Origin of the sequence: Pseudoduganella flava (genome assembly GCF_007830495.1) — a bacterium.
Classification (GTDB): Bacteria; Pseudomonadota; Gammaproteobacteria; order Burkholderiales; family Burkholderiaceae_D; genus Rugamonas; species Rugamonas flava.
Window position 1 is genome coordinate 684949 of sequence record NZ_VLKW01000003.1, and the last position, 23526, is coordinate 708474.

19 protein-coding genes are annotated in these 23526 nt (G+C 65.3%); 8 read left to right on the forward strand and 11 right to left on the reverse strand.

Translation table 11 applies throughout. From position 1 onward, the window contains the following. Positions 1 to 4 precede the first annotated feature (4 nt). From IP92_RS11245 to IP92_RS11255, 3 genes are all read right to left on the reverse strand, one after another. Positions 5 to 655, reverse strand: a complete 651-nt coding sequence (locus IP92_RS11245) for a protein-L-isoaspartate O-methyltransferase family protein (RefSeq protein WP_145874622.1) — start codon at positions 653 to 655, stop codon at positions 5 to 7. Between the two features lie 145 nt (positions 656 to 800). Beyond that, a complete protein-coding gene (locus tag IP92_RS11250; RefSeq protein ID WP_145874623.1) occupies positions 801 to 1436 on the reverse strand; it encodes a TetR/AcrR family transcriptional regulator in 636 nt (211 codons plus the stop codon). A 107-nt stretch (positions 1437 to 1543) separates the two neighbouring features. Next, a complete protein-coding gene (locus tag IP92_RS11255) occupies positions 1544 to 1765 on the reverse strand; it encodes a hypothetical protein (RefSeq protein ID WP_145874624.1) in 222 nt (73 codons plus the stop codon). Between the two features lie 149 nt (positions 1766 to 1914). Here IP92_RS11255 and IP92_RS11260 point away from each other — a divergent pair, with 149 nt between their 5' ends. Next, positions 1915 to 3129 carry a DUF445 domain-containing protein gene (locus tag IP92_RS11260; RefSeq protein WP_229418722.1) on the forward strand — a complete coding sequence of 405 codons (1215 nt, stop codon included), beginning with the start codon at positions 1915 to 1917 and terminating at the stop codon, positions 3127 to 3129. Between the two features lie 91 nt (positions 3130 to 3220). Then, entirely contained in the window at positions 3221 to 3478 is a 258-nt protein-coding gene (locus IP92_RS11265; protein ID WP_145874625.1) for a YkgJ family cysteine cluster protein, read from the forward strand. Between the two features lie 19 nt (positions 3479 to 3497). On the opposite strand, the gene IP92_RS11270 is transcribed toward IP92_RS11265, so the two are convergent. Beyond that, positions 3498 to 4319 (reverse strand): class I SAM-dependent methyltransferase, encoded by an 822-nt coding sequence (locus tag IP92_RS11270; protein ID WP_145874626.1) that lies wholly within the window; start codon positions 4317 to 4319, stop codon positions 3498 to 3500. Positions 4320 to 4785: 466 nt separating this feature from the next. Here IP92_RS11270 and IP92_RS11275 point away from each other — a divergent pair, with 466 nt between their 5' ends. Beyond that, positions 4786 to 5886 carry an alpha/beta fold hydrolase gene (locus IP92_RS11275; protein WP_145874627.1) on the forward strand — a complete coding sequence of 367 codons (1101 nt, stop codon included), beginning with the start codon at positions 4786 to 4788 and terminating at the stop codon, positions 5884 to 5886. Here the strand turns inward: IP92_RS11275 and IP92_RS11280 are convergent. The 4 genes from IP92_RS11280 to IP92_RS11295 all read right to left on the reverse strand — a co-directional run bounded on the left by IP92_RS11280 (position 5879) and on the right by IP92_RS11295 (position 13498). Then, positions 5879 to 6928 (reverse strand): LacI family DNA-binding transcriptional regulator, encoded by a 1050-nt coding sequence (locus IP92_RS11280; RefSeq protein ID WP_145874628.1) that lies wholly within the window; start codon positions 6926 to 6928, stop codon positions 5879 to 5881. The two genes, IP92_RS11275 and IP92_RS11280, sit on opposite strands and share 8 nt — an antisense overlap. After that, positions 6925 to 9153, reverse strand: a complete 2229-nt coding sequence (gene bglX, locus IP92_RS11285) for a beta-glucosidase BglX (protein WP_229418723.1) — start codon at positions 9151 to 9153, stop codon at positions 6925 to 6927. Before bglX ends, IP92_RS11280 begins: the two co-directional genes overlap by 4 nt. Positions 9154 to 9159: 6 nt before the next feature. Beyond that, positions 9160 to 10995, reverse strand: coding sequence for a glycoside hydrolase family 2 protein (locus IP92_RS11290; protein ID WP_145874629.1), 1836 nt, complete (start codon positions 10993 to 10995; stop codon positions 9160 to 9162). Positions 10996 to 11131: 136 nt separating this feature from the next. Further along, positions 11132 to 13498, reverse strand: a complete 2367-nt coding sequence (locus tag IP92_RS11295; protein WP_145874630.1) for a TonB-dependent receptor — start codon at positions 13496 to 13498, stop codon at positions 11132 to 11134. Positions 13499 to 13821: 323 nt separating this feature from the next. On the opposite strand from IP92_RS11295, the gene IP92_RS11300 reads away from it, so the two are divergent. Then, complete coding sequence (locus tag IP92_RS11300; protein WP_145874631.1) at positions 13822 to 14946, forward strand: glycoside hydrolase family 88/105 protein; 1125 nt, start codon at positions 13822 to 13824, stop codon at positions 14944 to 14946. Positions 14947 to 15043: 97 nt separating this feature from the next. Beyond that, positions 15044 to 17431 (forward strand): TonB-dependent receptor, encoded by a 2388-nt coding sequence (locus tag IP92_RS11305; RefSeq protein ID WP_158206738.1) that lies wholly within the window; start codon positions 15044 to 15046, stop codon positions 17429 to 17431. Between the two features lie 212 nt (positions 17432 to 17643). On the opposite strand, the gene IP92_RS11310 is transcribed toward IP92_RS11305, so the two are convergent. Continuing rightward, positions 17644 to 17823 carry a hypothetical protein gene (locus tag IP92_RS11310; RefSeq protein ID WP_145874633.1) on the reverse strand — a complete coding sequence of 60 codons (180 nt, stop codon included), beginning with the start codon at positions 17821 to 17823 and terminating at the stop codon, positions 17644 to 17646. Positions 17824 to 17838: 15 nt separating this feature from the next. On the opposite strand from IP92_RS11310, the gene IP92_RS11315 reads away from it, so the two are divergent. Together IP92_RS11315 and recQ are read left to right on the forward strand one after the other, a co-directional pair. Beyond that, positions 17839 to 18672, forward strand: a complete 834-nt coding sequence (locus IP92_RS11315; RefSeq protein ID WP_145874634.1) for an undecaprenyl-diphosphate phosphatase — start codon at positions 17839 to 17841, stop codon at positions 18670 to 18672. Between the two features lie 14 nt (positions 18673 to 18686). Beyond that, on the forward strand, positions 18687 to 20507 hold the full coding sequence (recQ, locus tag IP92_RS11320; protein ID WP_145874635.1) for a DNA helicase RecQ: 1821 nt from the start codon (positions 18687 to 18689) through the stop codon (positions 20505 to 20507). Here recQ and IP92_RS11325 read toward each other — a convergent pair whose 3' ends face one another. After that, complete coding sequence (locus tag IP92_RS11325) at positions 20508 to 21464, reverse strand: AraC family transcriptional regulator (RefSeq protein WP_145874636.1); 957 nt, start codon at positions 21462 to 21464, stop codon at positions 20508 to 20510. Positions 21465 to 21827: 363 nt separating this feature from the next. On the opposite strand from IP92_RS11325, the gene IP92_RS11330 reads away from it, so the two are divergent. Next, positions 21828 to 22733: a DMT family transporter gene (locus tag IP92_RS11330; RefSeq protein WP_145874637.1), complete on the forward strand. Its 906-nt coding sequence runs from the start codon at positions 21828 to 21830 to the stop codon at positions 22731 to 22733. Positions 22734 to 22747: 14 nt separating this feature from the next. Here the strand turns inward: IP92_RS11330 and trmB are convergent, their stop codons facing one another. Continuing rightward, positions 22748 to 23428 (reverse strand): tRNA (guanosine(46)-N7)-methyltransferase TrmB, encoded by a 681-nt coding sequence (trmB, locus tag IP92_RS11335; RefSeq protein WP_145874899.1) that lies wholly within the window; start codon positions 23426 to 23428, stop codon positions 22748 to 22750. Between the last annotated feature and the right edge of the window lie 98 nt (positions 23429 to 23526).

The window sequence follows — 23526 nt, forward strand, 5'->3', positions numbered from 1 at the left end:
TTGCTCAGAACGTGAAGTGGGATGGCGTGACGGCAGCATGCAGCGGCTTCACGTCCGTCTCGAACGCCTTCTTCGTCTCGTAGCCGCTGTCGGTACGGGTAATCAGGTTCGCAGACATCACCGGCGATTCGCCGACGATGGCCAGGATGCGGCCGCCCGGCTTTACCTGCTCCAGCACGGTTTCCGGCAGTACCGGCAGCGCGCCGGCAAACACGATGACGTCGAACGGTGCGCCGTTCGTCCAGCCCTGGGCGCCGTTGCCCAGTTCGACGGTCACGTTGGTCACGCCGTCCGCCGCCAGGTTCTTCTGAGCCAGCTCCTTCAGCGCCGGATCGATTTCCACGGCCGTCACGTGACGGGCGCGGTGCCCCAGCAGCGCAGCCAGGTAGCCGGAACCGGCGCCGACCAGCAGCACGTTCTCATGCTTCTTCACGTGGACTTCCTGGACGATGCGCGCCTCGAGCTTCGGCGTCAGCATCGACGCGCCGCCCGGCAGCGGGATCATCGTGTCGACGAAAGCCAGGTTCCTGTAGGCTTCCGGAACAAAATTTTCGCGTTTCACGACCATCAACAGATCGAGTACATCGGTATCCAGCACGTCCCAGGGACGAATCTGCTGTTCGATCATGTTGAATCGGGCTTGTTCGATATTCATCTTTTAGACTTTAGTGAAGGAATAAGAATCCGTCATTTTATCGTTGAACTGGTCTGGACGGGATATTAACGATAACGACGGCGGGTAGCGGGAAATTGCGACAGTCTGCAGTTTGGCGGGGTTGAAGCACCGAAAATACGCCGTTTCATGGCGTGCCGCGGGCAAGCCCGCGCTGCGCGAGACCGAGGAAGGTCTCGATGTAGCCTTCCGGATCGACGCCGGCGCCACACGGGTCGTGGGAATGCGTCCATAACATCAGCATGATGACGGGCGCGATCAGCACGTGCGTCATCAGCTGGGCGTCCACCGTGACGAATTCGCCCCGTTCCATGCCGCGCCGCAGGATCGAGGCGATCAGCGCCTGGCCCCGCGAGATGACCTCGTCATTGTAGAACTGCGCGATTTCAGGAAAATTACCGGCCTCCATGATGATCAGCTTGGCCAGGCCGGAAGCTCGCGTGGACGCCAGCTCGGTCCACCAGCGCCGCAGCATCGTGCGCAGCAATTCGGTACAGCTGGCGTCTTCGGCGGCCGCCATGTCGCTCTCGGCCTGGCCGATCACCTGCACGACGTTCTCGCGCACGACGGCCTTGAACAGCTCCTGCTTGTTTTCAAAATACAGGTACAGGGTACCCTTGGACACCCCGGCGCGGCGCGCCACGTCTTCCAGGCGCGTGGCGGCATAGCCGCGGTCCACGAACAAATCGAGCGCGGCGGCCAGCAGTTCCTGCGGCCGGGCGTCTTTGCGGCGCTCCCAGCGCGGCTTCGTGTCTGCGTGCATAACGTGAAACGGCTAACTTACTTATAAGTCAGTAAATATAGACCTGCTACATGGCAACGTCAAGCAAGCCTCAGCCGAAACGGGGCTCGGGGGCCCCTTTCACGGTCTCACGGTCGATGCGTGATCCTGCTGCGCTGCGGATGGGCAGGAAAATCGAACCCCGGGCGCACCGTTTCCAGTTGTGCGGCCGGAAACACCTGCTCGTGTTCGCCGTCGTCGTCATTCCACCGGCAGCGGATGTCGTCGCCCCGCGTGCCCACCACGATCATCTTCTGGTGCCAGCCGATCGGCCGCACCACGTCGCCGTCCTTCGGTCGTTCGCGATCCATGGCCACCTCCTTGTGTCCATGATAATGAATGCCGGGCCCGCCCCTGCACACCGTTGCCAAGCGCACCGTCGGCCTGCGCAAGCGGCGTTATCATCCGTCCAAGCTCAGTTCGGGAGTATGTTTTGCCGCACAGGGATCCGCGCCAACGCTTGCAGCACATCCGCCGCAACGCCACCTGCCTGCTGGCCGCGATGGCCGGACTGTTCGTGGCCGCCCGCCTGTTGCAGCCGCGCTACCCATGGCTGGGCTTTGCCGGCGCGTTCGCCGAAGCGGCGATGGTCGGCGGTCTGGCCGACTGGTTCGCGGTGACGGCGCTGTTCCGCCACCCGCTCGGACTGCCGATCCCGCACACGGCGATCATCCCCCGCAACAAGGACCGGATCGGCGCCAACATCGCCGAATTCCTCGAACATAATTTCATCACGCCGGAAGTCGTGCGCGACGAGTTGAAGGACGTCGACTTTGCCGGCGTCTCCGCGCGCTGGCTCGCCGACGATGCGAACAGCCGCGCCGTGGCCGAGCGGCTCGTCGGCACGATCCCCGCCGTGCTGAACATGATCGAGGACCGCGATGCGGCCGAATTCGTCGGCGGCACGCTGGCATCGAGCCTGAAGGACGTGCGCCTCGCGCCGGTGCTGGCCCAGGTGCTGTCGGTGCTCGTCGCCGGCGGCCAGCACGTGCGGCTGCTGCAGAAGGTGCTGGGCCTCGTCGGCAATGCGCTCGACGAGAATCGCAGCTACATCCGCCAGAAGGTGCACGAGCACAGCCCGAAATGGATGCCGCGGATGATCGACGAGAAATTCTTCGAGCGCCTGATGGACGGCATCCAGAGCATCCTCGACGACATGGCGGACGAGGAAGGCGACTGGCGCGCCCGCTTCCACGACGCGATCGACGAATTGATTCACAACCTGGAGCAGTCGCCCGAATACGAGGAGCGGCTGCGCGCGCTGCTCACGCGCGGCCTGGGCCACCCGGTGTTCCGGGCCTATGTCGCCGACGTTTGGCGCGACGTGCGCGCGCGGCTGCTGGCGTCGAGCGCGTCGCCCGACTCGCGCCTGCTGCTGCGCGCGCAGGATGCGCTGCGCGTGTTCGCCACCGCGCTGGGGCAGAACGAGGCGGTGCGCGCCAAGCTGAACGACTGGCTGAAATCGTTCGCCGTCGACGCGATCGTCGAACGGCGCAGCCTGATCGTCGCCGTCGTGCGCCGCGTGATCGACAAGTGGGACGCCGACACGATCGCCCAGAAGGTCGAGCTGCACGTGGGCAGCGACCTGCAATTCATCCGCATCAACGGCACGCTGGTGGGCGGCGTCGTCGGCGTGCTGTTGTATTCGCTGTCGCTGCTGCTTGGCGGGCACTGAGCGCGTTACAATGACGGGCTAGCCCGCTTGCCAGCACTCCCCGCCCGACTTTCTGCCCGCCTGACATTCTGCCCGCCTGACTTACTGCCCAATGAACTGCCGCGACCATTGCGGTGCCTGTTGCACCGCCCCTTCGATCACCAGCCCGATTCCCGGTATGCCGAACGGCAAGCCGGCCGGCGTACGCTGCGTGCAGCTGGACGACGACCAGCGTTGCAGGATCTTCGGCAAGCCGGAGCGGCCCGCGTTTTGCGGCGGCCTGCAGCCGTCGGCGGAGATGTGCGGCGTGGACCGCCAGCACGCCCTGCGGTGGCTGGCGGATCTGGAGCGGGCAACCGCTCCCGCGTGACGGCAATGCCCGGGCCGGTTCAGTGCCGTGCCGCGGCGGCTGGCGCTTTCCTGGCAATCACGCAGTGGTCGGCGCCCAGGCCGGCCATGCGCAGCAGGTTGAAGAACGTGCGCCGCAATACCAGGTTGCTGCTGTCGAAATCGCGTACGAAGCTGATGTAGGTGCTGAGCGTTTCGTACGACAGCGGCTCCGCCCCCCGCTGCTCCAGCATTTCCAGCAGCGACTGCTTCGAGAACAGATTGATGTGGTGGGGCGGGCAGACCATGTTCCAGCGCTCCAGGCCCTTCACTTTCGCGTGGATGCAGCCGGGGTTCGGCGTCGTTACGACGATCAGCCCGCCCGGCTTGACCCGCTCCAGCACCGCCGACAGGAAGCCGTGCGGATCGGCCACGTGCTCGAGCACGTTGAACGACGTGACGACGTCGTACATTTCCTTGTGCCGGCAGACGTCCTCGTTGACTAGCTTCACGCCCACGTGTTCTTCGGCGAAGCGGATTTCCTCGGTGGAGATTTCCAGGCCGGTCGCGCGCAACCCGAACTCCTTCGCGGCCAGCGAAACGAAATAGCCGTTGCCCGCGCCGACGTCCAGCAGCGACGCAACGTTGCCGCTCTTGACGATCTTGTCCAGCACATAGCGCCAGCGGAACCCCCACACCTTGTCGATGCTCTCCAGCGTCCGGTAGGACATTGTGTAGTATTCGTTGGATTCGTACTGCTCGTGATTGAAATCGATATCCGCCATGATGCAGCCGCAGTCGCCGCATCGATAGATATCCACCCCGTTTTTCAGGAAGACCTTGCCTTGCATGCGGTGCTTCGAATCCACTACACAGGTTTTCATATTCCCCCCAAGTCTTGAACGCGTCGAAACAAAGTACTGAAAAGACGAAAACAACTCGGCTGCAAACAACGGCGATGCGTAATGCACGGCGGTGAAGCGGGTGAGGCTGGTTGAACCTGGCCAGGCGAGCGCCCTGACGGCACGGAGCTGAGGATGGCCAGCTCAGAGGCGTTCGCTATCATTTGCGAACCCATTCCATACCGAAGATATTAGCTTTAGTGTACGAGCCTGCAGCCGGGAATTGCAAAAAATTTATTTGGCATCAGGCGGCGAAGCGGCCGCGTTGATCGGCCTACTGCAGAGTGATCGCCGGCCTGTCGCGTCACGTCGAGCCGGCATTTCCAGCATCGCATTTCGTGGCCTGCACACAACTCATTGCCCGATTTGCGCAGTCCGTCGCACATCGCGCGCGTTGAGGCCGGTCCTCGCTATCATCCTGCTCTCCAGCACAAGAAAGGACAGCACGATGAAAAAAGCATGGCTCGCCGCATTGTTCATCCTCGCCACGGCCACCGCCCGCGCCGACGACGCGCAGGACGCCAAGTACTATCAGCGCGCCCGCACGGCCGTGGCCGACCTGACGAAGATCGTGGCGCCGAACGGCATCCAGGACAGCTACAAGCGGAAGATCGGCGGCGTCGAGCAGTACATCAGCGTGCGGGGGCAGGACAAGGCCAACCCGATCATCCTGTTCATCCATGGCGGTCCGGCCTCGCCCATGACGCCGACGACGTGGGAATTCCAGCGGCCCATCGAAGAGTATTTCACGGTCGCGCATTACGACCAGCGGGGCGCCGGCAAGAGCTATCGCCCGACCGACGGCGAGACGATCGGTTCGACCGTCAACGTCGCGCAATACGTCGACGATGCGATCGAAGTGGCCGAGCACCTGCGCGCAAAGTACGGCAAGGAGAAAGTCGTGTTGATGGGGCACAGCTGGGGCACGATCGTCGGCATGGGCGCGGCGCTGAAGCGACCTGACTTGTTCTACGCCTACGTCGGCATCGGCCAGGTGATCAGCGTGCGCGAGAATGAACGCATTAGTTACGAGTACGCGCTGGCCGAAGCGAAGCGCCTGGGCAACCAGGAAGCGCTGAAGGACTTGCAGTCGATCGCGCCCTACCCCGGCGACCAGCCAATCACCCGCGAGCGCATCGTCCTCGCTCGCAAGTGGCCGCAGTATTACGGCGGCATGTCCGCCTGGCGCAGCGAATCGAACTACTTCTTCCTCGGCCCGCTGCTGTCGCCCGAGTACACGATCGACGACGTAAAGGCGATCGATGCAGGCAGCCTGTTTACGCTGGGCCGCCTGCTGCCGGAATTCGTGACGGTCGACTACAGCCGTGTGAAGGCATTCCCGATTCCCGTGCTGATGTTCATGGGCCGCCACGACTACACGACGCCGAACGCGCCGACCGAGGCATGGCTGAACGCCGTGAAGGCGCCGTACAAGCAGGCCGTGTGGTTCGAGCGCTCGGCCCACATGGTGCCGTGGGAAGAACCGGGCAAGACGCTCGTCAGCCTGCTGCAGTACGTGAAGCCGCTGACGGAAAAAGCCGCTAGGTAGTCGCCCGTTCGACGATGGTAAAACCCACGTCGCATACCGGTTCGGCCACCGTTCCGCCCTCGGCACGCTGCATGATATAGCGCGCCGCGGTGCGCCCGATCAGGGTGCCGTCCACTCGCACCGTCGTCAGCGCCGGGTGCAGTTCGCGCGACATCGCCAGGTCGCCCAGGCCGATGATCGCCAGCTGTTCCGGCACCTTGATGCCCTGCGCCTGCGCCTCCGTCAGCACGCCGAGCGCCACCATGTCCGAGCTGCAGAAGATCGCGTCGATCAACGGATCCTTCGCGCGCAGCACGCGGAGGCCCTCCCGCCCGCTGGCCACCGAGCTGGGAGCCGGCACGACGTGTGTCGGTACCGCATTGGATAACGTCGCGGCGCCGAGTGCCTGCGCCGCGTTCGCGAACGCGCGGTTGCGGCGGATCGCCCGCTCGTCGTCCGCGCTGATCGCGGCCATGTGCCGGCGACCGCGCCCGTAGAGGTACTGCGCCACTTCCGTGCCCACCTTCTCGTGCGAGAAGCCGACCAGCATGTCGACCGGTGTCGGCGTCAGGTCCCACGTCTCGACAACGGGAATGCCGCTGGCGACGAGGCGCCGCCGCGCCAGGGTCGAGTGCATGATGCCGGTCAGGATCACGCCGTCCGGGCGGCGGCCGATGATCGTCTCCAGCAGCGCATCCTCGCGCGAGCCGTGGTAGCCGGACTGGCCGAGCATCATCTGGTAGCCGGATGCGGCCAGCGTTTCCGTCAACGCCTGCACCGTCTCGAGGAACACGGAGCCGCTGATCGTCGGCACGACGGCGGCGACGAGGCGCGAACGGCGCGACGCCAGCCCGCCGGCCAGCAGGTTCGGCACGTAGCCGGTGCGTTCGACGGCATCCTTCACGCGCTGCAGGATCTCGTCGGACACCGCATCCGGCGTGTTCAATGCCCGCGACGCGGTGATCGGCGCCACGCCGGCCAGGCGCGCGACGTCGCGCAGCGTCAGGCCCAGGCCCTTGCGGCGGCGGCGCTTGCCTTGCTCGTTGCTGGAATCGTCCGTCATTGCAGCTGCAACGTGGTGTCGAGGCGGATGTCGTCGGACGCGCTGCCGACCATCAGCTTGAAGGCGCCCGGTTCCGCGCCCCACTTCAGCTGGCCGTTGAAGAACGACAGCGTGTCCGGGTCGATCGTGAACGTCACGCGGCGCCGCTCGCCCGGCTGCAGTTGGACTTTCGCGAAGCCCTTCAGCTCCTTCACGGGCCGCACGATCGACGCGACCATATCGCGCACGTACAACTGGGCGATCTCGGTACCGGCGACCTTGCCCTTGTTCTCCAGCTCGAACGACAGCGTGGCCGATTCGCCCTGCCGCAGCGTGGCCTTGTCCAGCCGCAGGCCGGAATAGCCGAACTCCGTGTAGCTCTTGCCGTGGCCGAAGGCATAGCGCGGCGTGTTCGGCGAGTCGATGTAGGCCGAGCGGTAGACGATGTTCTTCTCGTCGACGACGGGGCGGCCAGTCATCGTCTGCGCATACGTGATCGGGATCTGGCCCAGGTTGCGCGGGAACGTGGCGGGCAGTTTGCCCGACGGGTTGTAGTCGCCGAACAGCACGTCCGCCACCGCGTTGCCGCCTTCGGAACCGGGGAACCATGCGTACAGGATCGCATCGGCCTGGTCGGCGATCTCGTTGAAGATCATCGGCCGGCCCGCGAACAGCACGGCGACGACCGGCTTGCCGGTGGCCTTCAGGCGCTGGAACAACTCGGTCTGCCGGCCCGGCAGGCCGATATCCGTGCGCGACTTCGCTTCGCCGCTCATGTCCCACGTTTCGCCGACGGCCAGCACGATCACGTCGGCCTTCGCGGCGGCATCGACAGCGGCCGCGAAACCGTCCGCGTTCGCGCACCCCGGCGCGCACGCGGCCGCGTAGCTCACCTGCGCGCCCGGCGCCTGGCCGCGGATGCCCTGCAACAGCGTGACGACGTCGCCCCGCACGTCGGACACGACCCAGCCCCCTTCCAGGTCGCGCTTCGAATCGGCCAGCGGGCCGATGACGGCGATGCGCCGGCCGCTCTTCGCCAGCGGCAGCACGTTGCGCTCGTTCTTCAGCAGCACCAGCGACTTGCGTGCCACGTCGCGCGCGGCCGCGCGGTGCTGCGGGTCGGCCAGCACCACCTGCTCGCGCTTCGGATCGGAGAAGCGGTAAGGATCGTCGAACAACCCCATCTCGAACTTCTTGCGCAGGATGCGCCGCACCGCGTCGTCGACGTTCTTCTGCGGTACCTTGCCCGCCTTGACGGCTTGCGCCAGGTGGGCGATGTACACCTCGCCCTCCATGTCCATGTCGCTGCCGGCATTGAGCGCCTTCACGGCCGCATCGGCCTCGTCGGCCGCATAGCCGTGCGGGACCATCTCCTTGATCGACGCCCAGTCCGACACGACGAAGCCCGGGTACTTCCAGGCGCCCTTCAGGATGTCCCGCTGCAGCAGCGCGCTGCCGGTGGCGGGCACGCCGTTCAGCGAGTTGAACGAGTTCATGAACGTGGCCACGCCGGCATCAGCCGCCGCCTTGAACGGCGGCAGGTAGACTTCATACAGCTGCTGCAGGCTCATGTCCACCGCGTTGTAGTCGCGGCCCGCAATGGCGGCGCCATAGGCGGCGAAGTGCTTGGCGGTGGCCATGATGCGGTCCGTGCTGCCCAGCCGCGCTCCCTGGAATCCTTTGACGCGTGCCCTGGCGATCTGCGCGCCCAGGTACGTATCTTCGCCGGCGCCTTCCATCACGCGGCCCCAGCGCGGGTCGCGGCCGATGTCCACCATCGGCGCGAAGGTCCAGTGCAGGCCGGCCGCCGACGCCTCGCGCGCTGCCACCTGGGCGGACCGTTCGATCGCCTCCAGGTCCCACGATGCCGCTTCGCCGAGCGGCACGGGGAACACCGTCTTGTAGCCGTGGATGACGTCCAGGCCGAACAGCAGCGGGATCTTCAGCCGCGACTTCAATGCCAGCGCCTGCATTGCGCGGGTGTCCTGCGCGCCCTTCACGTTCAGCATAGAGCCCACGTTGCCGGTCTCGATCTCGGCCAGCTGGCTGGCGCGCTTCGCGCTCTCAGGCCCCGTCGCCTCGCGGCCGGACAGCTGGTGCAGCTGGCCGATCTTTTCCTGCAGCGTCATCTTCGCCAGCAATGCATCGACCTTTACATCGACGCTCTTATCGATCTGGTCGCGCGCCAATGCGGGCAATGCGCACAGCAGCGCCACGGACACCACCATCGGTTTCAACGTCATCATGTCTCCTTATTTGCTCTTGTATTGTTGTGCCTTGCGGTCGTAGTAGGCCTTCAGCGTGTGGAACGCCTGCTTCGGCTTGCCGCTTTGCGAGATCAGGCCCTTGCGGTTCCAGAAGTCCTGGTAGTACGGGTGCGGCCGGCGCGGCGAGCGGAAGTCGACGAGCACCCATGGCGTCATGCCGCGCAGCCCGGGGATCGCTTCCAGCATCGTGAACTGGTTCTTGTACAGCTGGTCCTGGTATTCCTCGCTCCAGCGCGTGTCCGCGTCGCCATGGTAGCCCGCCAGCGCATCGGCGCCGAATTCGGTGATGACGACCGGCTTGTCGTACGGGATGTTGAAGTGGAAGTTCAACATGTCCTTGTTGCTGGCCCAGTACCAGCCCGCGTATTCGTTGAAGCTGGCCAGGTCGAGCTTGTCCGCCAGCGGGTCCTCGACGGTGATCTCGGCTCCCTTGCGGTGCACTTCCAGCGCGGCGCCGACGAGCCGCGTGTCGTCCAGCGCCCGCACCGTATCGGCCAGCTTGCCCATGAACGCGTTGCGCGGCGCGCTGACGGGCGTCTCGTTCCCGATCGACCACACGGTCACGCTGGCGCGGTTCTTGTCGCGCACGACGAGCTCCGTCAGCTGCCGCTGCGCGTTCTCCAGCGTGGCCGGGTTCTCCCACGCGATCGTCCAGTAGACGGGCACCTCGGCCCACACCATCAGGCCCATCTCGTCGGCCAGGCGGATCATCTCCTCGCTGTGCGGGTAGTGGGCCAGGCGCACGTAGTTGCAGTTCATGTCCTTGGCCCATTGCAGGATCATGCGCATGTCGCCAGCGCCACGCAGCCGGCCGGGAATCAGCGGGTTCTCTTCGTGCACGGATACGCCGCGCAGGAACACGGATTTGCCGTTCAACAGGATGTCGCGCCCGCGCGTCTCGATCGTGCGAAAGCCGATGCGGTCGGCGACCTTGTCCGTGTTCGATGCGATCGTCACGCCGTACAGCTTCGGGTCTTCCGGCGACCAGTAGCGCAACGTACCGACAGGAATGCGCACCGTGGCGCGGCCGTTCGCATCCGTGCGCACCTTCGCGCTGACGTTCGCCTCGGGGATCGCGACGGTGATCTCCTGCTCCTTGCGGCTGCCGTCCAGCTGCACATAGCCCTCGATGCGGCGCCGGTCGCCCTTGGCCAGCTGGATCTTGTAGTCGGCGATATACGTGTCCGGCACTTCGGCCAGCAGCACGTCGCGCGTGATGCCGCCGTAGTTCCACCAGTCCGTCGAGACGGTGGGAATCTCGTCGGCGTGGCGGGTATTGTCGGCCTTGACGATCACCGTGTTGCGGCCCTCATTCAACTTGCCCGTAACTTCGAACTGGAACGGCGTGAAGCCGCCCTTGTGCATGCCGAGCTTCTTGCCGTTCAGGTAGACGTGTGCTTCGTAGTTGACGGCACCGAAGTACAGGAAGTAGCGCTTGCCGGGCTTCGGCGCCGCGTCGAAGCGCTGGCGCAGCCACACGGTGCCTTCGTAGAGTTCGAGCTTGGCATCCTGCGAATTCCAGTCGCCGGGAATGGCCATCGTTGGCGAGCCGTCGAAGCTGTATTCGACGAACTCGCTCTTGTCCTTCGGCTGGCGGTCGTCGTAGAAGCCGCCGCTGCCGGAGTCGGACTGGTCGTACGGCTTGCGGCGGTAATCGTAGTAACCCGTTTCGTACGGGTCGACGATGTAGTGCCAGCGGCCGTCCAGGTTCTGGTGGCTGCGGCCTTGCACGTTCTGCAGCGCCGGGGCGGCACTGGCGGCCGCATGCCATGCGGCGGCGCTCACCGCGAACAGGGCGGCGGCATACAATCGGTTCAGCATCGTGTCTCCATTATTGTGGTTGTCGCCGAATACTTGGTACCGCTATCAATTTTAGCTGCAAAAATGGTAACCGTTACCTTCAAGCCGGCAAAAAAAAACCGCGACCGGGCGGACACCCCGGCCGCGGCAAAGGCAATCAGAACTTCATGTCGAGGCGCGCGCCGTAGTAGCGGAACGCATCGCGGGCGGGGTTCCAGCTGGTGGTGTTGACGACGACGACGGGATTCGGCGCACGGGAACTCCAGCTGCCGCCGCCACCGAGGCCGGAGTTGGCATAGCGGTGGTCGAACAGGTTGTTGACGAAGAAGGACAGCTTGTACCGGTCCTGTTTGTCGCGCACACCGAAGCCGATATTGGTGATCGCATAGCCCGGCACACGCGAGCCCGGGTCCTGGTTCAGGTTCGTCAGCACTTCGGACGTGTAGCGGGTATTGAACGTGAAGAAGCCGTCGAAGCTCACTGGGGCCAGGCGCAGGTCGTACTGGCCGCCCACGTTGACCTTGATCTTCGGCGCATTCGGCATCGTGCCGCCGGAAACATCCTGCGTGTTCTGGCCACCGAACTCGGGGTTCTTCAGAATGCAAGCGGCGTTGTAGCCGCCGTTCGGGCTGCCCGCCACCGTGTAGCACGGCGCGTTGCGGAAGTCCGTGATGCTGGCGCGCGTGTACGCCAGGCTCGCGTTGACGACGAAGTCGCGGTGCAGCAGCGCCGACGTATCGAGCTCGATACCCTTCGTCTCCACGCCGCCCACGCTGTTCAGGCGCGTGACGTAGGTCGTGGTGCCGGGCAGGTAGCTGCCGGAGTTCTGCTGGTAGTCGTCGAACTTCGTGTGGAACGCGGCCAGGCTGACGGTCAGCCGGTTGTTCAGGAAGTTGCCCTTCATGCCCGCCTCGAACGTGCGCGCCGTCTCCGACTTCACCGGCTGCTGGGCGGCGGTGGCCGCATTCAGGCTGCTGGTGAGATCGTAGGCCATGCCCTTGTAGCCCGTGGCCGCCATCACGTAGCCCATCACGCCGGGCGTGAACTGCTTCTGCAAACTGAGCTTGCCGGTAACGGCACCCTCGCTGTTGCCCAGGCTCGAATACGCTTCGGTGACGACGAATTCACCCGGCGGCGGTGCGCCTTTCGCGTAGCGGTAGCCGGACGTCTCATGGTTGTAGCGCAGGCCGGCCAGCACGCTCCACGTCGGCGCGAAGTCCCAAGTCGCCTGGCCGAACGCCGCGTAGGTGCGGTTGTACGTGGCCGTGTCGTACTGCACCGGCGTCGTCAGCGCGATGCCGTTAAAGCCGCGCACGAAGTGCCGCGCGATCGCGTTCTTCGCGTACCACAGGCCGGCCACGTAGCGCAGCGCGCCGCTGTCCGGCGACACCAGGCGCAGCTCCTGCGAGCGCGAATCGACCACCGTGGTGCCGTACTGGACGTAGCCCGCCGCCACGCCGGCCGGCTGGCCGTTCGCATACGGGTAATACAGCAGCGTGTTCGCGTCGACGAAGTCCTGGTCGCGCGAATCGTCCGCCGTGTAGTGGGACACGGCGGAGATCGACGACAGCGTGGCGCCGTTCGGCATCGCCCAGCTGACCTTCAGGCCCGCGCCGCGGTCGACGGAATCCTGGCCGGTGCGGTCGTTGTTGCGGATCGTCGTGTTGTCCGGGCCGATCGGAATACCGGCCAGCAGCTCGGTGGCGGGCAGTTGCGGGATGTTCGACAGCAGGCCGCCCGTCGCCGGCGTGATGCCCGTCAGCGCGATCGCGCAGCAGTTGCGCACCGAGCGGTTGATGCGGGGCGAGAACTCGACGTCGACATCGTCCGTCGCATGCCAGATGAACTTCGCCATCAGGCTCTTGTCGGACGAGCCGTTGGCGTCCGTGTCGTTCGTGATGTTGTGCAGCAGGCCGCCGAAGCGCGCCGTGCTGCCGCTGATGCGCAGGCCGAAGCGCTCGGTCAGCATGCCGCCGTACGATGCGCGCAGGCGCCACTCGCCGTCGTTCGTGTACAGCGCGCTGGTGTTCGCCCGCAGCGGCCCGGAAATCGGCTTGGTCGTGATGTTGACGGCGCCCGCGATCGCGGCCTTGCCGAACAGCGTGCTTTGCGGCCCCTTCAGGATCTCGACGCGCTGCAGGTCCGCCAGGTCCTGGAACGCCTTGACCTGCATGCCCATCGGGATGTCGTCGAGGATCACCGACACGTCGGCCTCGACGCCGATGCCGATCGACGTCGTGCCCACGCCGCGCATATTGATGCCGTTGTTCTGCGGCGTGGTGCCGTAGGTGATCGTCAGCGCGGGCGACAGCGCGATCACGTCCTCGATGTCGCGCACGTTGTTGTTCTGGATAACGGTATCGGTCAGCACCGAAATCGCCATCGGCACGTGCTCCAGCTTCTCGACGCGCTTGTTGGCCGTCACCACCACCTGCTCCAGCCCCTGCTCCTGGGCCTGCGCCAACGCGGGCAGCGCGATCGCTACCGCCAGCGCCAGCGGCGCCTTCCTTGCTTGCTTGTGCATCCTGGTCTCCTTTGTTCACTTCGTTTCGTCTTCTCTATGGAAAACGTTTAACCTCATCGTAGAAGAAAACCTTGTTGCAAGCAAGCTGCCGGTGGCGGGAAAATGCAACACGAGGAATTGCTGCGCGAAAGGAGGCGCGCCAGTGCGAAAGAATCGCGCCGACGGGGGATGGGTCGGGTCCTGCGGGGCCGGGTGCGAGACACGAGATTAAACGTTTTCCCTTTTTCGCAACAGCACGCGCAAATCCCGTTGAGGTTGGTAGCGGTTTCATTTATTCTAGCTGAAAAATTGGAAAGCTTTCCAAGAAAAAAGGAGACTGCACCATGACGCAACACTTTTCCGCGCAGCGCCGCGTGTGGACACTGGCGCTCGCGTCGACCGCGGCCACCGCCCTGCTGCCCACCCGCTTGGCCTGGTCGCAGGATGTGCTCGCGCCGGCCGCCGTGCTGGCGACGCTGGAGCGGGTAGCCGATTGGCAGCTGGCCAACCCCAGCCGGCACCGCCCGGACGACTGGACGCAGGCCGTCGGCTATACGGGTTTCATGGCGCTGGCAGGCGTGTCGCGCAATCCGGCCTACCGCGCCGCCATGGTGCGCATGGGCGAGAGCAATGGCTGGAAGCTGGGACCGAACTTCTATCACGCAGACGATCACATCGTCGGCCAGACCTATGCCGAGCTGGCGATGCAGCTGCGCGAGCCGCGGATGATCGCGCCGATGCGCGCCCACTTCGACAGCATTCTCGCCAATCCCCGCACCGGCACGCTGGACTTCAAGGTCAAGGGCAACCAGGACCGCTGGTCGTGGTGCGACGCGCTGTTCATGGCGCCGCCCGCGTGGCTGCGCCTGACGGCGGCCACCGGCGACGAACGCTATGCCGAGTTCGCGCTGCGCGAATGGTGGGTGACATCCGACTACTTGTACGACAGGCAGGAGCACCTGTACTACCGCGACAGCAATGCGTTCGACCAGCGCGAGGCGAACGGCCGCAAGGTGTTCTGGGGCCGCGGCAACGGCTGGGTGATAGGCGGCCTGGTGCGCGTGCTGCAGTACCTGCCGGCCGCGCATCCGGCCCGGCCCCGCTTCGAACAGCAGTACCGCGAGATGGCCACTCGCATCCTGGCGCTGCAGCAGCCGGACGGGTTGTGGCGATCGAGCCTGCTCGATCCGGCCAGCTACCCGATGAAGGAGTCGTCCGGCTCGGCGCTGTACACGTATGCGCTGGCGTGGGGCGTCAACAACGCGCTGCTCGACCGCGCCGCGTTCGAACCGGCCGTGCGCAAGGCCTGGACGGCGCTGGCGGCCAACGTCGATCCGGACGGCAGGCTGACGCACGTGCAGCCGATCGGCCTGGCGCCGAAGGTGTTCGATGCGCAGGCCACCGAAGTGTATGGCGTCGGCGCGTTCCTGCTGGCCGGCAGCGAAGTGTTCCGCCTCGCACACCGATGAACTGATTTCGCCTTACCCCCGCGGGCCCCGCCCGCCCTGCCAGGCCTGTCCACGCGACCGGGGCCCGGCTCCCTTCATGCCGACAAAAGGAGACATCATGCGTATCACTGGAACACGCACCCCGTTCGCGCTGGCCGCCGCGCTGCTTGCCGCCGGCGCGCATGCACAGCAAACCGCGCAACAAGCCGCGCAACAGACCGACACCGGCAAGCTGGAATCGGTCGTCGTCACGGCGAACAAGCGGGCCCAGAATCTGCAGGACGTGCCGCAATCGATCACGGTGCTGGGCGACGCGGTGCTGCAGCGCTCCAACGTGCGCGAGCTGGACGACCTGCCGGCGCTGTCGCCCGCGCTGACGCTGTCCTACGGCACCCAGCCAGGCAACTTCAGCATCAATATGCGCGGCGTCGGCACGTTCTCGCTGGGGATCGGCGTCGAGGCCGACGTGGCGGTCATCGTGGACGACATCCCGCTCGGCATGCAGGCCAACGCGTTCAAGGACCTGGCGGACGTGCACCGCATCGAGGTGCTGAAGGGACCGCAAAGCACGCTGTTCGGCAAGAGCGCGATCGCGGGGGCGCTGAACATCACGACGAAACCGATCGGCGGCCCCGTGAAGACCACGGCCAGCATGCTGGCGACGAACGACGACGAATGGCGCGTGGCGGTGGGCGTGTCGGGTGCGGTGTCGGACACGTTCCGCATGCGCATCGCCGCCAGCAAGACGGATTACGACGGCACGTTGAACAACCTGACGACGGGCGGCAAGCTCAATGGCAGCAAGGGCGACAACGTCAACGCGAAGTTCGAATGGCAGCCGCTGGAGAACCTGAAGTTCACGCTGTCGCCGCACTACAACCGCACCGAGAAGTTCTGCTGCACGACGGCGTTCACGTCGATGACGCCGGGCGGCATCTACCGCAACGCGCCGCAGCTGCCGCAGGCCGTCGTGCTGCGCGACATCCGCATCGCGCCGGGCAACCGCGACGTGCGCAACGATTACCCGACGGGCGGCAAGTTCCACGACTGGGGTACTGGACTGAAGATCGACTATGGCTTCGACGGCGGCTACACGCTTTCCTCCATCACGTCGTACAGCAAGTACCACATGGACGATTACCAGGACAATGACGCGACCGACATCGACATCCTGCAGTACCTGACCTTGCCGAACGGCGCCCCGACGAACATGCATGGCGGGCTGTATCAATACGGCGTGTTCAACGTGAAGTCGACGACGCAGGAGCTGCGGCTGACGTCCCCCGACAAGGGCGCGCTGCGCTACGTGGCCGGCCTGTGGTACGGCAAGAACGACCTGAATCGCGAGCTCGCGAAGGTGCCGCTGATCTTCAATTACGGCACCAACTACGGCGCGGACGCGTGGAACGTCAACAAGGCCGCGTATGGCCAGGGCAGCTGGGACTTCCGGCCCGACACGAGTCTGATCGTCGGCGCGCGTTGGAACCTGGAAGACACGGGCTACCGCTTCCGGCGCTATTCGGTGCCGCCGCAAGCCGTCGTGCAGACGGAGTTCTATACGAACGACGACAGCAACCACAGCAAGACGTGGAAGCTGGGCCTGGAGCACCGGCTGAATCGCGACGCGATGGTGTATGGCACGGTATCGACGGGCCATAAGGGCGTGGCGTACGACCTGACGTCCGGCTTCACGGCCGCGCTGGCGGCAAAGCCCGCCGTGCCGCCGGAGACGGCGCGCAGCTACGAGCTGGGATGGAAGCAGAGCCTGTGGGACAACCGGGCGATGTTCTCGGTGGCGCTGTTCCGCACGAACTTCCGCAACTTCCAGCAGTCGGCCGGCTTCTTCGATTACGACGGCATCTTCCGCACCGCGCTGAACAGCCTGGGCGGGCTGCGCACGCAGGGCCTGGAAGTGGAAGGCTCGGTGCGCGTGACGCCGCGGCTGCAACTGAACGGCAGCCTCGCGTACACGGAAGCGACGATCACGGAGTTCCGTAACGGCCCGTGCTACAACGTCGTCAACGCGGCCGGCACGGGTTCGGCGCCGGGGCCAGGCTGCTACCAGAGCCCCGAATTCAACAACACGAACGTGCAGGACCTGGCCGGCAAAACGCTGCCGAACGCGCCGAAGGTCAAAGTGAACCTGGGCGGCCAATACGACCTGCCGCTGGCAACGCTGCCGTTCAACGCCTTCATCGCCGGCACGACGCGCTACCAGAGCCGTACGCAATTCTCGCTGAACCAGGACCCGATGACGATCCAGGGCGCCTACAGCATCACGAACCTGTCGTTCGGCGCCACGGACAAGGGCGGCCGCTGGAAGGCGAGCTTCTTCATCAACAACCTGTTCGACAAGCGCTACGCCGCCGGCCTGAACAACAGCATCGCCAACGGCACATGGAGCCCCCGCGCCCCGAACACCCCACTGGCCGTCAACACGACGGAATGGCTGCCTCCGCGCGACTACCACCGCTACGTCGGCGCCCGCGTCGACCTGACGTTCTGACAGCTGAGCTGGTCGCTAAACAACAGGGGACTGTCCCCGATTCTTGGCAATTTTGTTACCCCCACCCGGCGCGGCTTCACAACCGCGCTGCGTTTCCCCGCACTTACCTGCGGTTCGCAGCGCATTTCGCCCGCAGCCGATATATGCACCGAAAAAGTTTCCAAAATTTGGGGACTGTCCCCGATTTTTGGAAATATTTCCCAGATTCGGGGTCAGACGCCGGTTTTGGGAAATTTTTCGCTGCTGCAACATTCGCCGTGATGTTTGCTTAACAATGCCTTAATGGCATCGAAATCTGCCTGTTTGGCGGGCAAATGGCCGAGTGCGGCGTGCTGCTGGGCTGCTCGCGTGGTAAGCTTCGGGCCGCGCTTTCCTGCGCGCATCCCCATCACCCACCTCTCGTACACATGGACATCGTTCTCGCACTGAAAGCCCTGATCATGGGGCTGGTAGAAGGCTTTACCGAATTCCTGCCCATCTCGTCGACCGGCCACCTGATTCTTGCCGGCAGCCTGCTGAATTTCACGGGGGAGAAGATCAAGGTGTTCGAGATCGCCATCCAGGGCGGTGCGATGCTGGCGGTGATCTGGGAGTATCGTGTGAAGATCGCCAACGTGCTGGCCGGTCTCGGCAGCGATCCGAAGGCGCGTCGCTTTGCGCTGAACGTCATCGTTGGTTTCCTGCCCGCGGCGATCCTCGGTTTCATGTTCAACAAGCAGATCAAGGAGCAGCTGTTCGCGCCGGTGCCGGTGGCGATGGCGTTCATCATCGGCGGCCTCATCATCCTGTGGGTCGAGCGCCGTGCGCGCAACAACCCGGTGGCGGTACGCGTGCAGTCGGTCGACGACATGAGCGTGCTCGACGCGCTGAAGGTCGGCTGCGCACAGGCGTTCGCGCTGATTCCCGGCACCAGCCGCTCCGGTGCGACAATCATCGGCGGCATGATGCTGGGTCTGTCGCGCAAGGCCGCGACGGAATTCTCGTTCTTCCTGGCGATCCCGACGCTGCTCGGCGCCACGTTCTATTCGCTGTACAAGGAGCGCGCGCTGCTGTCGGCCGCCGACCTGCCGCTGTTCGGCATCGGCTCGCTGTCCGCATTCGTTTCCGCGTTCCTGTGCGTCCGGTGGCTGCTGCGCTACATCAGCTCGCATGACTTCACCATCTTCGCCTGGTACCGTATAGTGTTTGGATTCGTCGTCATCATCACCGCCTACACGGGCGCCGTCACCTGGGCGGAGTAACCCCGCAAGCTTCAATGGATCAACTGGACATCAGTCAACGCGCCCTGCACCTGCTCGAATCCGTCTTCGGCTACTCGGCCTTTCGCGGACAACAGGGGCAGATCGTCGAACACGTCGCCAATGGCGGCGACGCGCTCGTGCTGATGCCCACCGGCGGCGGCAAATCGCTGTGCTACCAGATCCCGGCGCTGCTGCGCGACGGCGTCGGCGTCGTCATCTCGCCGTTGATCGCCCTGATGCAGGACCAGGTGGATGCCCTCGCCGAAGTCGGCGTGCGGGCTGCCTTCCTGAACTCGACGCAGACGTGGGAAGAAACGGCGCGCATCGAACGCATGGTGCGCACGGGCCAGCTGGACCTCGTCTACGTGGCACCGGAGCGCCTGATGACGCAGCGCTGCTTCGACCTGCTGCAGGATTCGAAGATCGCACTGTTCGCGATCGACGAGGCGCACTGCGTGTCGCAATGGGGCCACGACTTCCGCCCCGAGTACATCAAGCTGTCGGTACTGCACGAGCAGTTCCCCGGCGTGCCGCGCATCGCGCTGACCGCCACCGCCGACCAGCAGACCCGCGCCGAGATCGCGCACCGGCTGGACCTGACGACGGCAGCGCAATTCGTGTCGTCGTTCGACCGCCCGAACATCCGCTACTCGATCGTCGAGAAGACCAACGGCCGCAAGCAGCTGCTGGACTTCATCAGCGGCGAGCATACGGGCGATTCGGGCATCGTCTACTGCCTGTCGCGCAAGAAGGTCGAGGAAACGGCCGACTTCCTGAACGAGAACGGCATCCGCGCGCTGCCGTACCACGCCGGCATGGAGCACGCCAAGCGCGCCGCCAACCAGGCCCGCTTCCTGCGCGAAGAGAACCTCGTGATGGTGGCGACGATCGCGTTCGGCATGGGCATCGACAAGCCGGATGTGCGCTTCGTCGCCCACCTCGACCTCCCGAAAAGCATCGAGGGCTACTACCAGGAGACAGGCCGCGCCGGCCGCGACGGCATGCCCGCCAGCGCCTGGATGGCCTACGGCCTGCAGGACGTGGTGCTGCAGCGCCGGATGATCGACGAATCCGAGGCCGACGAGGACTTCAAGCGCGTGCTGGGCGCCAAGCTCGATGCGATGCTGGGCCTGTGCGAGACGCTGTCGTGCCGGCGCGTGCGGCTGCTCGACTACTTCGGCGAGCCGTCCACGCCGTGCGGCAACTGCGACACGTGCCTGGTCCCGCCCGTGTCGTTCGACGGCACGGTGCCCGTGCAGAAGCTGCTGTCGGCGATCTACCGCGTCGACCAACGCTTCGCCGCCACCCACGTGATCGAGGTGCTGCGCGGTGTCGAGACGGAGCGCATCAAGACGTGGCATCACGACAGCCTGTCCGTGTTCGGCATCGGCGCCGACCGCAGCGAGCAGGAATGGCGCGCGATCCTGCGCCAGGTGATCGCGCTGGGGCTCGTCACTGTCGATCACGACCAGTACAGCTCATTGAAGCTGACGGATGCCGCCCGCCCCGTGCTGAAAGGCGGCCAGAAGGTCCAGCTGCGCCAGTACCAGAAGCCCGTGAAGGTGAAGCGCAGCGCGGCGCCGAAAGGCTACGTCGAAATGGATCTCGACGGGGAAGAACAGGCGATCTTCGAGCGCCTGCGCGCGTGGCGCATGGGCGCGGCGCGCGAACACAACGTGCCGGCGTATGTGATCTTCGTCGACGCGACCTTGCGTGAAATCGCCAAGGCCAAGCCGACGTCGCTCGACCACCTGCGCGGCGTCTCGGGCGTCGGCGAGAAGAAGCTCGCGTCCTACGGCGACGAGATCGTCCGCCTGATCACGGACATGACCTGATCACCCGTTGACGATCTGCCGGTAGCGCCCCGGCGGCACGCCCATCGCGGCACGGAAGCGGTGCGAGAAATGCGACAGGTCCGCATAGCCGCACGCATCGGCCACTTGCTGCAACGGCAGCGTCCCCGTCTTCAACAACGTCTTCGCCCGGTCGATCCGGCGCAGCGCGACCCACCCCGCTGGCGGCAGCCCGAACGACACGCGGAACATCCGCGCCAGGTGGAACTCCGACAGGCAGGCCAGTTCGGCCAGGCGGCCCAGCGTGATGTTCTCGTGCAGGTGCGCGTCGATCCACTCGGCCAGGCGCCGGCGCAGGTAAGGCGCCAATCCACCCTTCAAGCGCAGGTGCGGCCGCACGGCCGCCTGGTCGTGCAGCAGCAGGGACAGCGCGTCGTGCGTGATCTCGTTCGCGCGCAGCAGCTGGTCGCTGCCGAGCCACGGCGCGTCGAGCAGCGATTCGCACAGGGCGGCCAGCTGGGGATTGTCGAAGTAGGTGCGGTCCTGCAGCATCAGCTCGCGCGGCTCGCGATCGAGTTCGACGACGGCGCGGCGCGTGAAGTGCTCGGGCATGAAGTAGATGTGCATCAGGCGCAGTTCGTCGCGCACCATCCAGCGCGACTCGTGCCAGTCCGGCAGCGAACAAAGCCGGTGCGGCGCCCCGAACCGCCCCGGCGCCCCATTCCGCTCGACGCGGTAGCCGCCGCCCAGGTAGCACGACAGCGTATGGTGGCCCGGCTCGCTGTAGACGGTGAGCTGCTCGTCGGTATGGCGCTCCCACACGGCAGCCGCGAGGCCATCACCGAACCACGCAAAGCGCTCCAGCTTCGCATCGGTGCCGCACATCGTACGAAACACCGCATGGCCCATCGCATCGCGCGGCGCCGCGGCGAGGGCGATGCGCGCGGCGGGCGTCAGGCGGTCTTCCGAGAGCGTGGCAAGCAGCGAGTCCGGGTTCATACCGGGAAGTCTAGCACCGCCACCGCTCCACCACCGGCTACCGCCCCGAAAACCGCAAGATCGCACAATCGCGATGTTTCCAGATTCGAGGGACTGTCCCTCGAAACAGGAAATATTTCCAAAATCGAGGGACAGTCCCTCTCGTCGTTTGCAACGATTCCGTCGCGCGATCGCCACACTGCGCGGTCAGAAATAGCCGGACGGCATTGCCCGTGCGAACGGCGGCAAGTCCGCAAGGGCAGACAAGCGACAAAGCGATCCTGCGGTCAATATTTCCAGAATCGAGGGACAGTCCCCGAATTTGGGCAATATTTCCCGAAACGAGGGACAGTCCCCTGTGCCGCTTTTACGACAAGGGTTGATATGAATGCTCTGCTTTACCTCACCACCGTGCTGATCTGGGGCACGACGTGGATTGCGATTAAATTGCAGCTGGGCAGTGTGCCGGCGCCGGTGTCGATTGCGTGCCGCTTCTGGTTGGCGGCCACCGTGCTGCTGGCGATCCTCGTCGCGACGCGCAAGCCTTTGTGGCCGCCGCGGCAGGCGTGGCGCTATCTGCTGGCCCAGGGGGCCGCGCTGTTCTGCTGTAATTTCCTGTGCTTTTACTATGCGAGCGCGCACGTGCCCAGCGGGCTCGTGGCCGTCGTGTTTTCGACGGCGCCCGTGTGGAACGCGATCAATGGCCGCCTGTTCCTCGGCCGGCCGATCCGTGCCGCGGTGATGGGCGGGGCGGCGCTGGGGCTGGCCGGCATCGGCGTGCTGTTCCTGCCGCAGATGCAGGGCCACTGGGGCGATGGCGGCATGCTGGCGGGGCTGGCGCTCGCGCTGCTCGGTACCTTGTGCTTCTCGGCGGGGAATCTGCTGTCGTCGAAGATGCAGGCGCTCGGGTTGACGCCGTGGCTGACCAATACGTGGGCGATGTACATCGGCGCCGCCATCCTGACGGTGGGTGCGCTGGCACTCGGCATGCCGTTCACGTTCGAGCCGACCACGCAGTACGTCGGGTCGCTGCTGTACCTGGCGATCCCTGGCTCGGTGATCGGCTTCACGGCGTATCTGCTGCTGGTGGGAAGGATGGGGCCGGACCGCGCCGCGTACTGCACGGTGCTGTTCCCCGTCGTTGCGTTGACGGTGTCGTCGATCTACGAGGATTACCGCTGGAGCGCCGCCTCGTTCGCCGGGCTGGCGCTCGTCATCGCCGGCAATCTGCTGGTGTTCCTGCCACGCCCGCAAAAGCCGGCGGCGGGCGCGCTGGCGCCCGCCCGCTGAGACACTTCTCTGCGTTACTTCTTCGTGAAGACCAGGTCCCACACGCCGTGCCCCAGCTTCAGGCCGCGGTTCTCGAACTTGGTCAGCGGCCGGTATGCCGGCTGCGGCGCATAGCCGTCCGCCGTGTTCTGCAAGCCTTCCTCGGCCGACAGCACTTCCAGCATCTGCACCGCGTAATCTTCCCAGTCGGTGGCCAGGTGCAGGTAGCCGCCCTGCTGCAGGCGGTCCACCAGCAGCTTGACGAACGGCGCCTGGATCAGCCGGCGCTTGTTGTGGCGGGCCTTGTGCCACGGGTCCGGGAAGAACACGTGCACGCCGGCCAGCGTGCCCGGCTGGATCATGTTGTTCAGCACCTCGACGGCGTCGTGCTGGATCACGCGCAGGTTCGTCAGGCCCTCCTCGCCGATCAGCTTGAGCAGGCTGCCCACGCCGGGCGTGTGCACTTCGACGCCGATGAAGTCCTTCTCCGGCATCTGCCTGGCGATGTGCGCCGTCGTCTGGCCCATGCCGAAGCCGATCTCCAGGATGACGGGGGCCTGGCGACCGAACGCCTGCTGCATGTCCAGCGGCGCCTTCGCGTACTCGATCATGTACTTCGGCCCCAGTTCGCTCAGCGCGCGCTCCTGCGCGGTGGACAGGCGGCCGGCGCGCGTGACGAAGCTCTTGATGCGGCGCTCGGTCGGGTCGTACAGCATGGACCGCGCGGGGCCCTTCGGTGGGGTTTCGGAAGACATGGAACTCTGCTGAAAAAAAGGGCGATTATAGCATTCGCCCAAACCCGCCAGAAGCGCCC

Coding starts and splice junctions, on each gene's coding strand:
- IP92_RS11315 (WP_145874634.1), top strand. CDS start 17,839: ATGGACATCGTTCTCGCACTGAAAGCCCTGATCATGGGGCTGGTAGAA.
- IP92_RS11280 (WP_145874628.1), bottom strand. CDS start 6,928: ATGACGGACGATTCCAGCAACGAGCAAGGCAAGCGCCGCCGCCGCAAG.
- IP92_RS11270 (WP_145874626.1), bottom strand. CDS start 4,319: ATGAAAACCTGTGTAGTGGATTCGAAGCACCGCATGCAAGGCAAGGTC.
- IP92_RS11325 (WP_145874636.1), bottom strand. CDS start 21,464: ATGAACCCGGACTCGCTGCTTGCCACGCTCTCGGAAGACCGCCTGACG.
- trmB (WP_145874899.1), bottom strand. CDS start 23,428: ATGCTGTACGACCCGACCGAGCGCCGCATCAAGAGCTTCGTCACGCGC.
- IP92_RS11250 (WP_145874623.1), bottom strand. CDS start 1,436: ATGCACGCAGACACGAAGCCGCGCTGGGAGCGCCGCAAAGACGCCCGG.
- IP92_RS11245 (WP_145874622.1), bottom strand. CDS start 655: ATGAATATCGAACAAGCCCGATTCAACATGATCGAACAGCAGATTCGT.
- IP92_RS11265 (WP_145874625.1), top strand. CDS start 3,221: ATGAACTGCCGCGACCATTGCGGTGCCTGTTGCACCGCCCCTTCGATC.
- bglX (WP_229418723.1), bottom strand. CDS start 9,153: ATGATGACGTTGAAACCGATGGTGGTGTCCGTGGCGCTGCTGTGCGCA.
- IP92_RS11255 (WP_145874624.1), bottom strand. CDS start 1,765: ATGGATCGCGAACGACCGAAGGACGGCGACGTGGTGCGGCCGATCGGC.
- IP92_RS11305 (WP_158206738.1), top strand. CDS start 15,044: ATGCGTATCACTGGAACACGCACCCCGTTCGCGCTGGCCGCCGCGCTG.
- recQ (WP_145874635.1), top strand. CDS start 18,687: ATGGATCAACTGGACATCAGTCAACGCGCCCTGCACCTGCTCGAATCC.
- IP92_RS11295 (WP_145874630.1), bottom strand. CDS start 13,498: ATGCACAAGCAAGCAAGGAAGGCGCCGCTGGCGCTGGCGGTAGCGATC.
- IP92_RS11290 (WP_145874629.1), bottom strand. CDS start 10,995: ATGCTGAACCGATTGTATGCCGCCGCCCTGTTCGCGGTGAGCGCCGCC.
- IP92_RS11300 (WP_145874631.1), top strand. CDS start 13,822: ATGACGCAACACTTTTCCGCGCAGCGCCGCGTGTGGACACTGGCGCTC.
- IP92_RS11275 (WP_145874627.1), top strand. CDS start 4,786: ATGAAAAAAGCATGGCTCGCCGCATTGTTCATCCTCGCCACGGCCACC.
- IP92_RS11330 (WP_145874637.1), top strand. CDS start 21,828: ATGAATGCTCTGCTTTACCTCACCACCGTGCTGATCTGGGGCACGACG.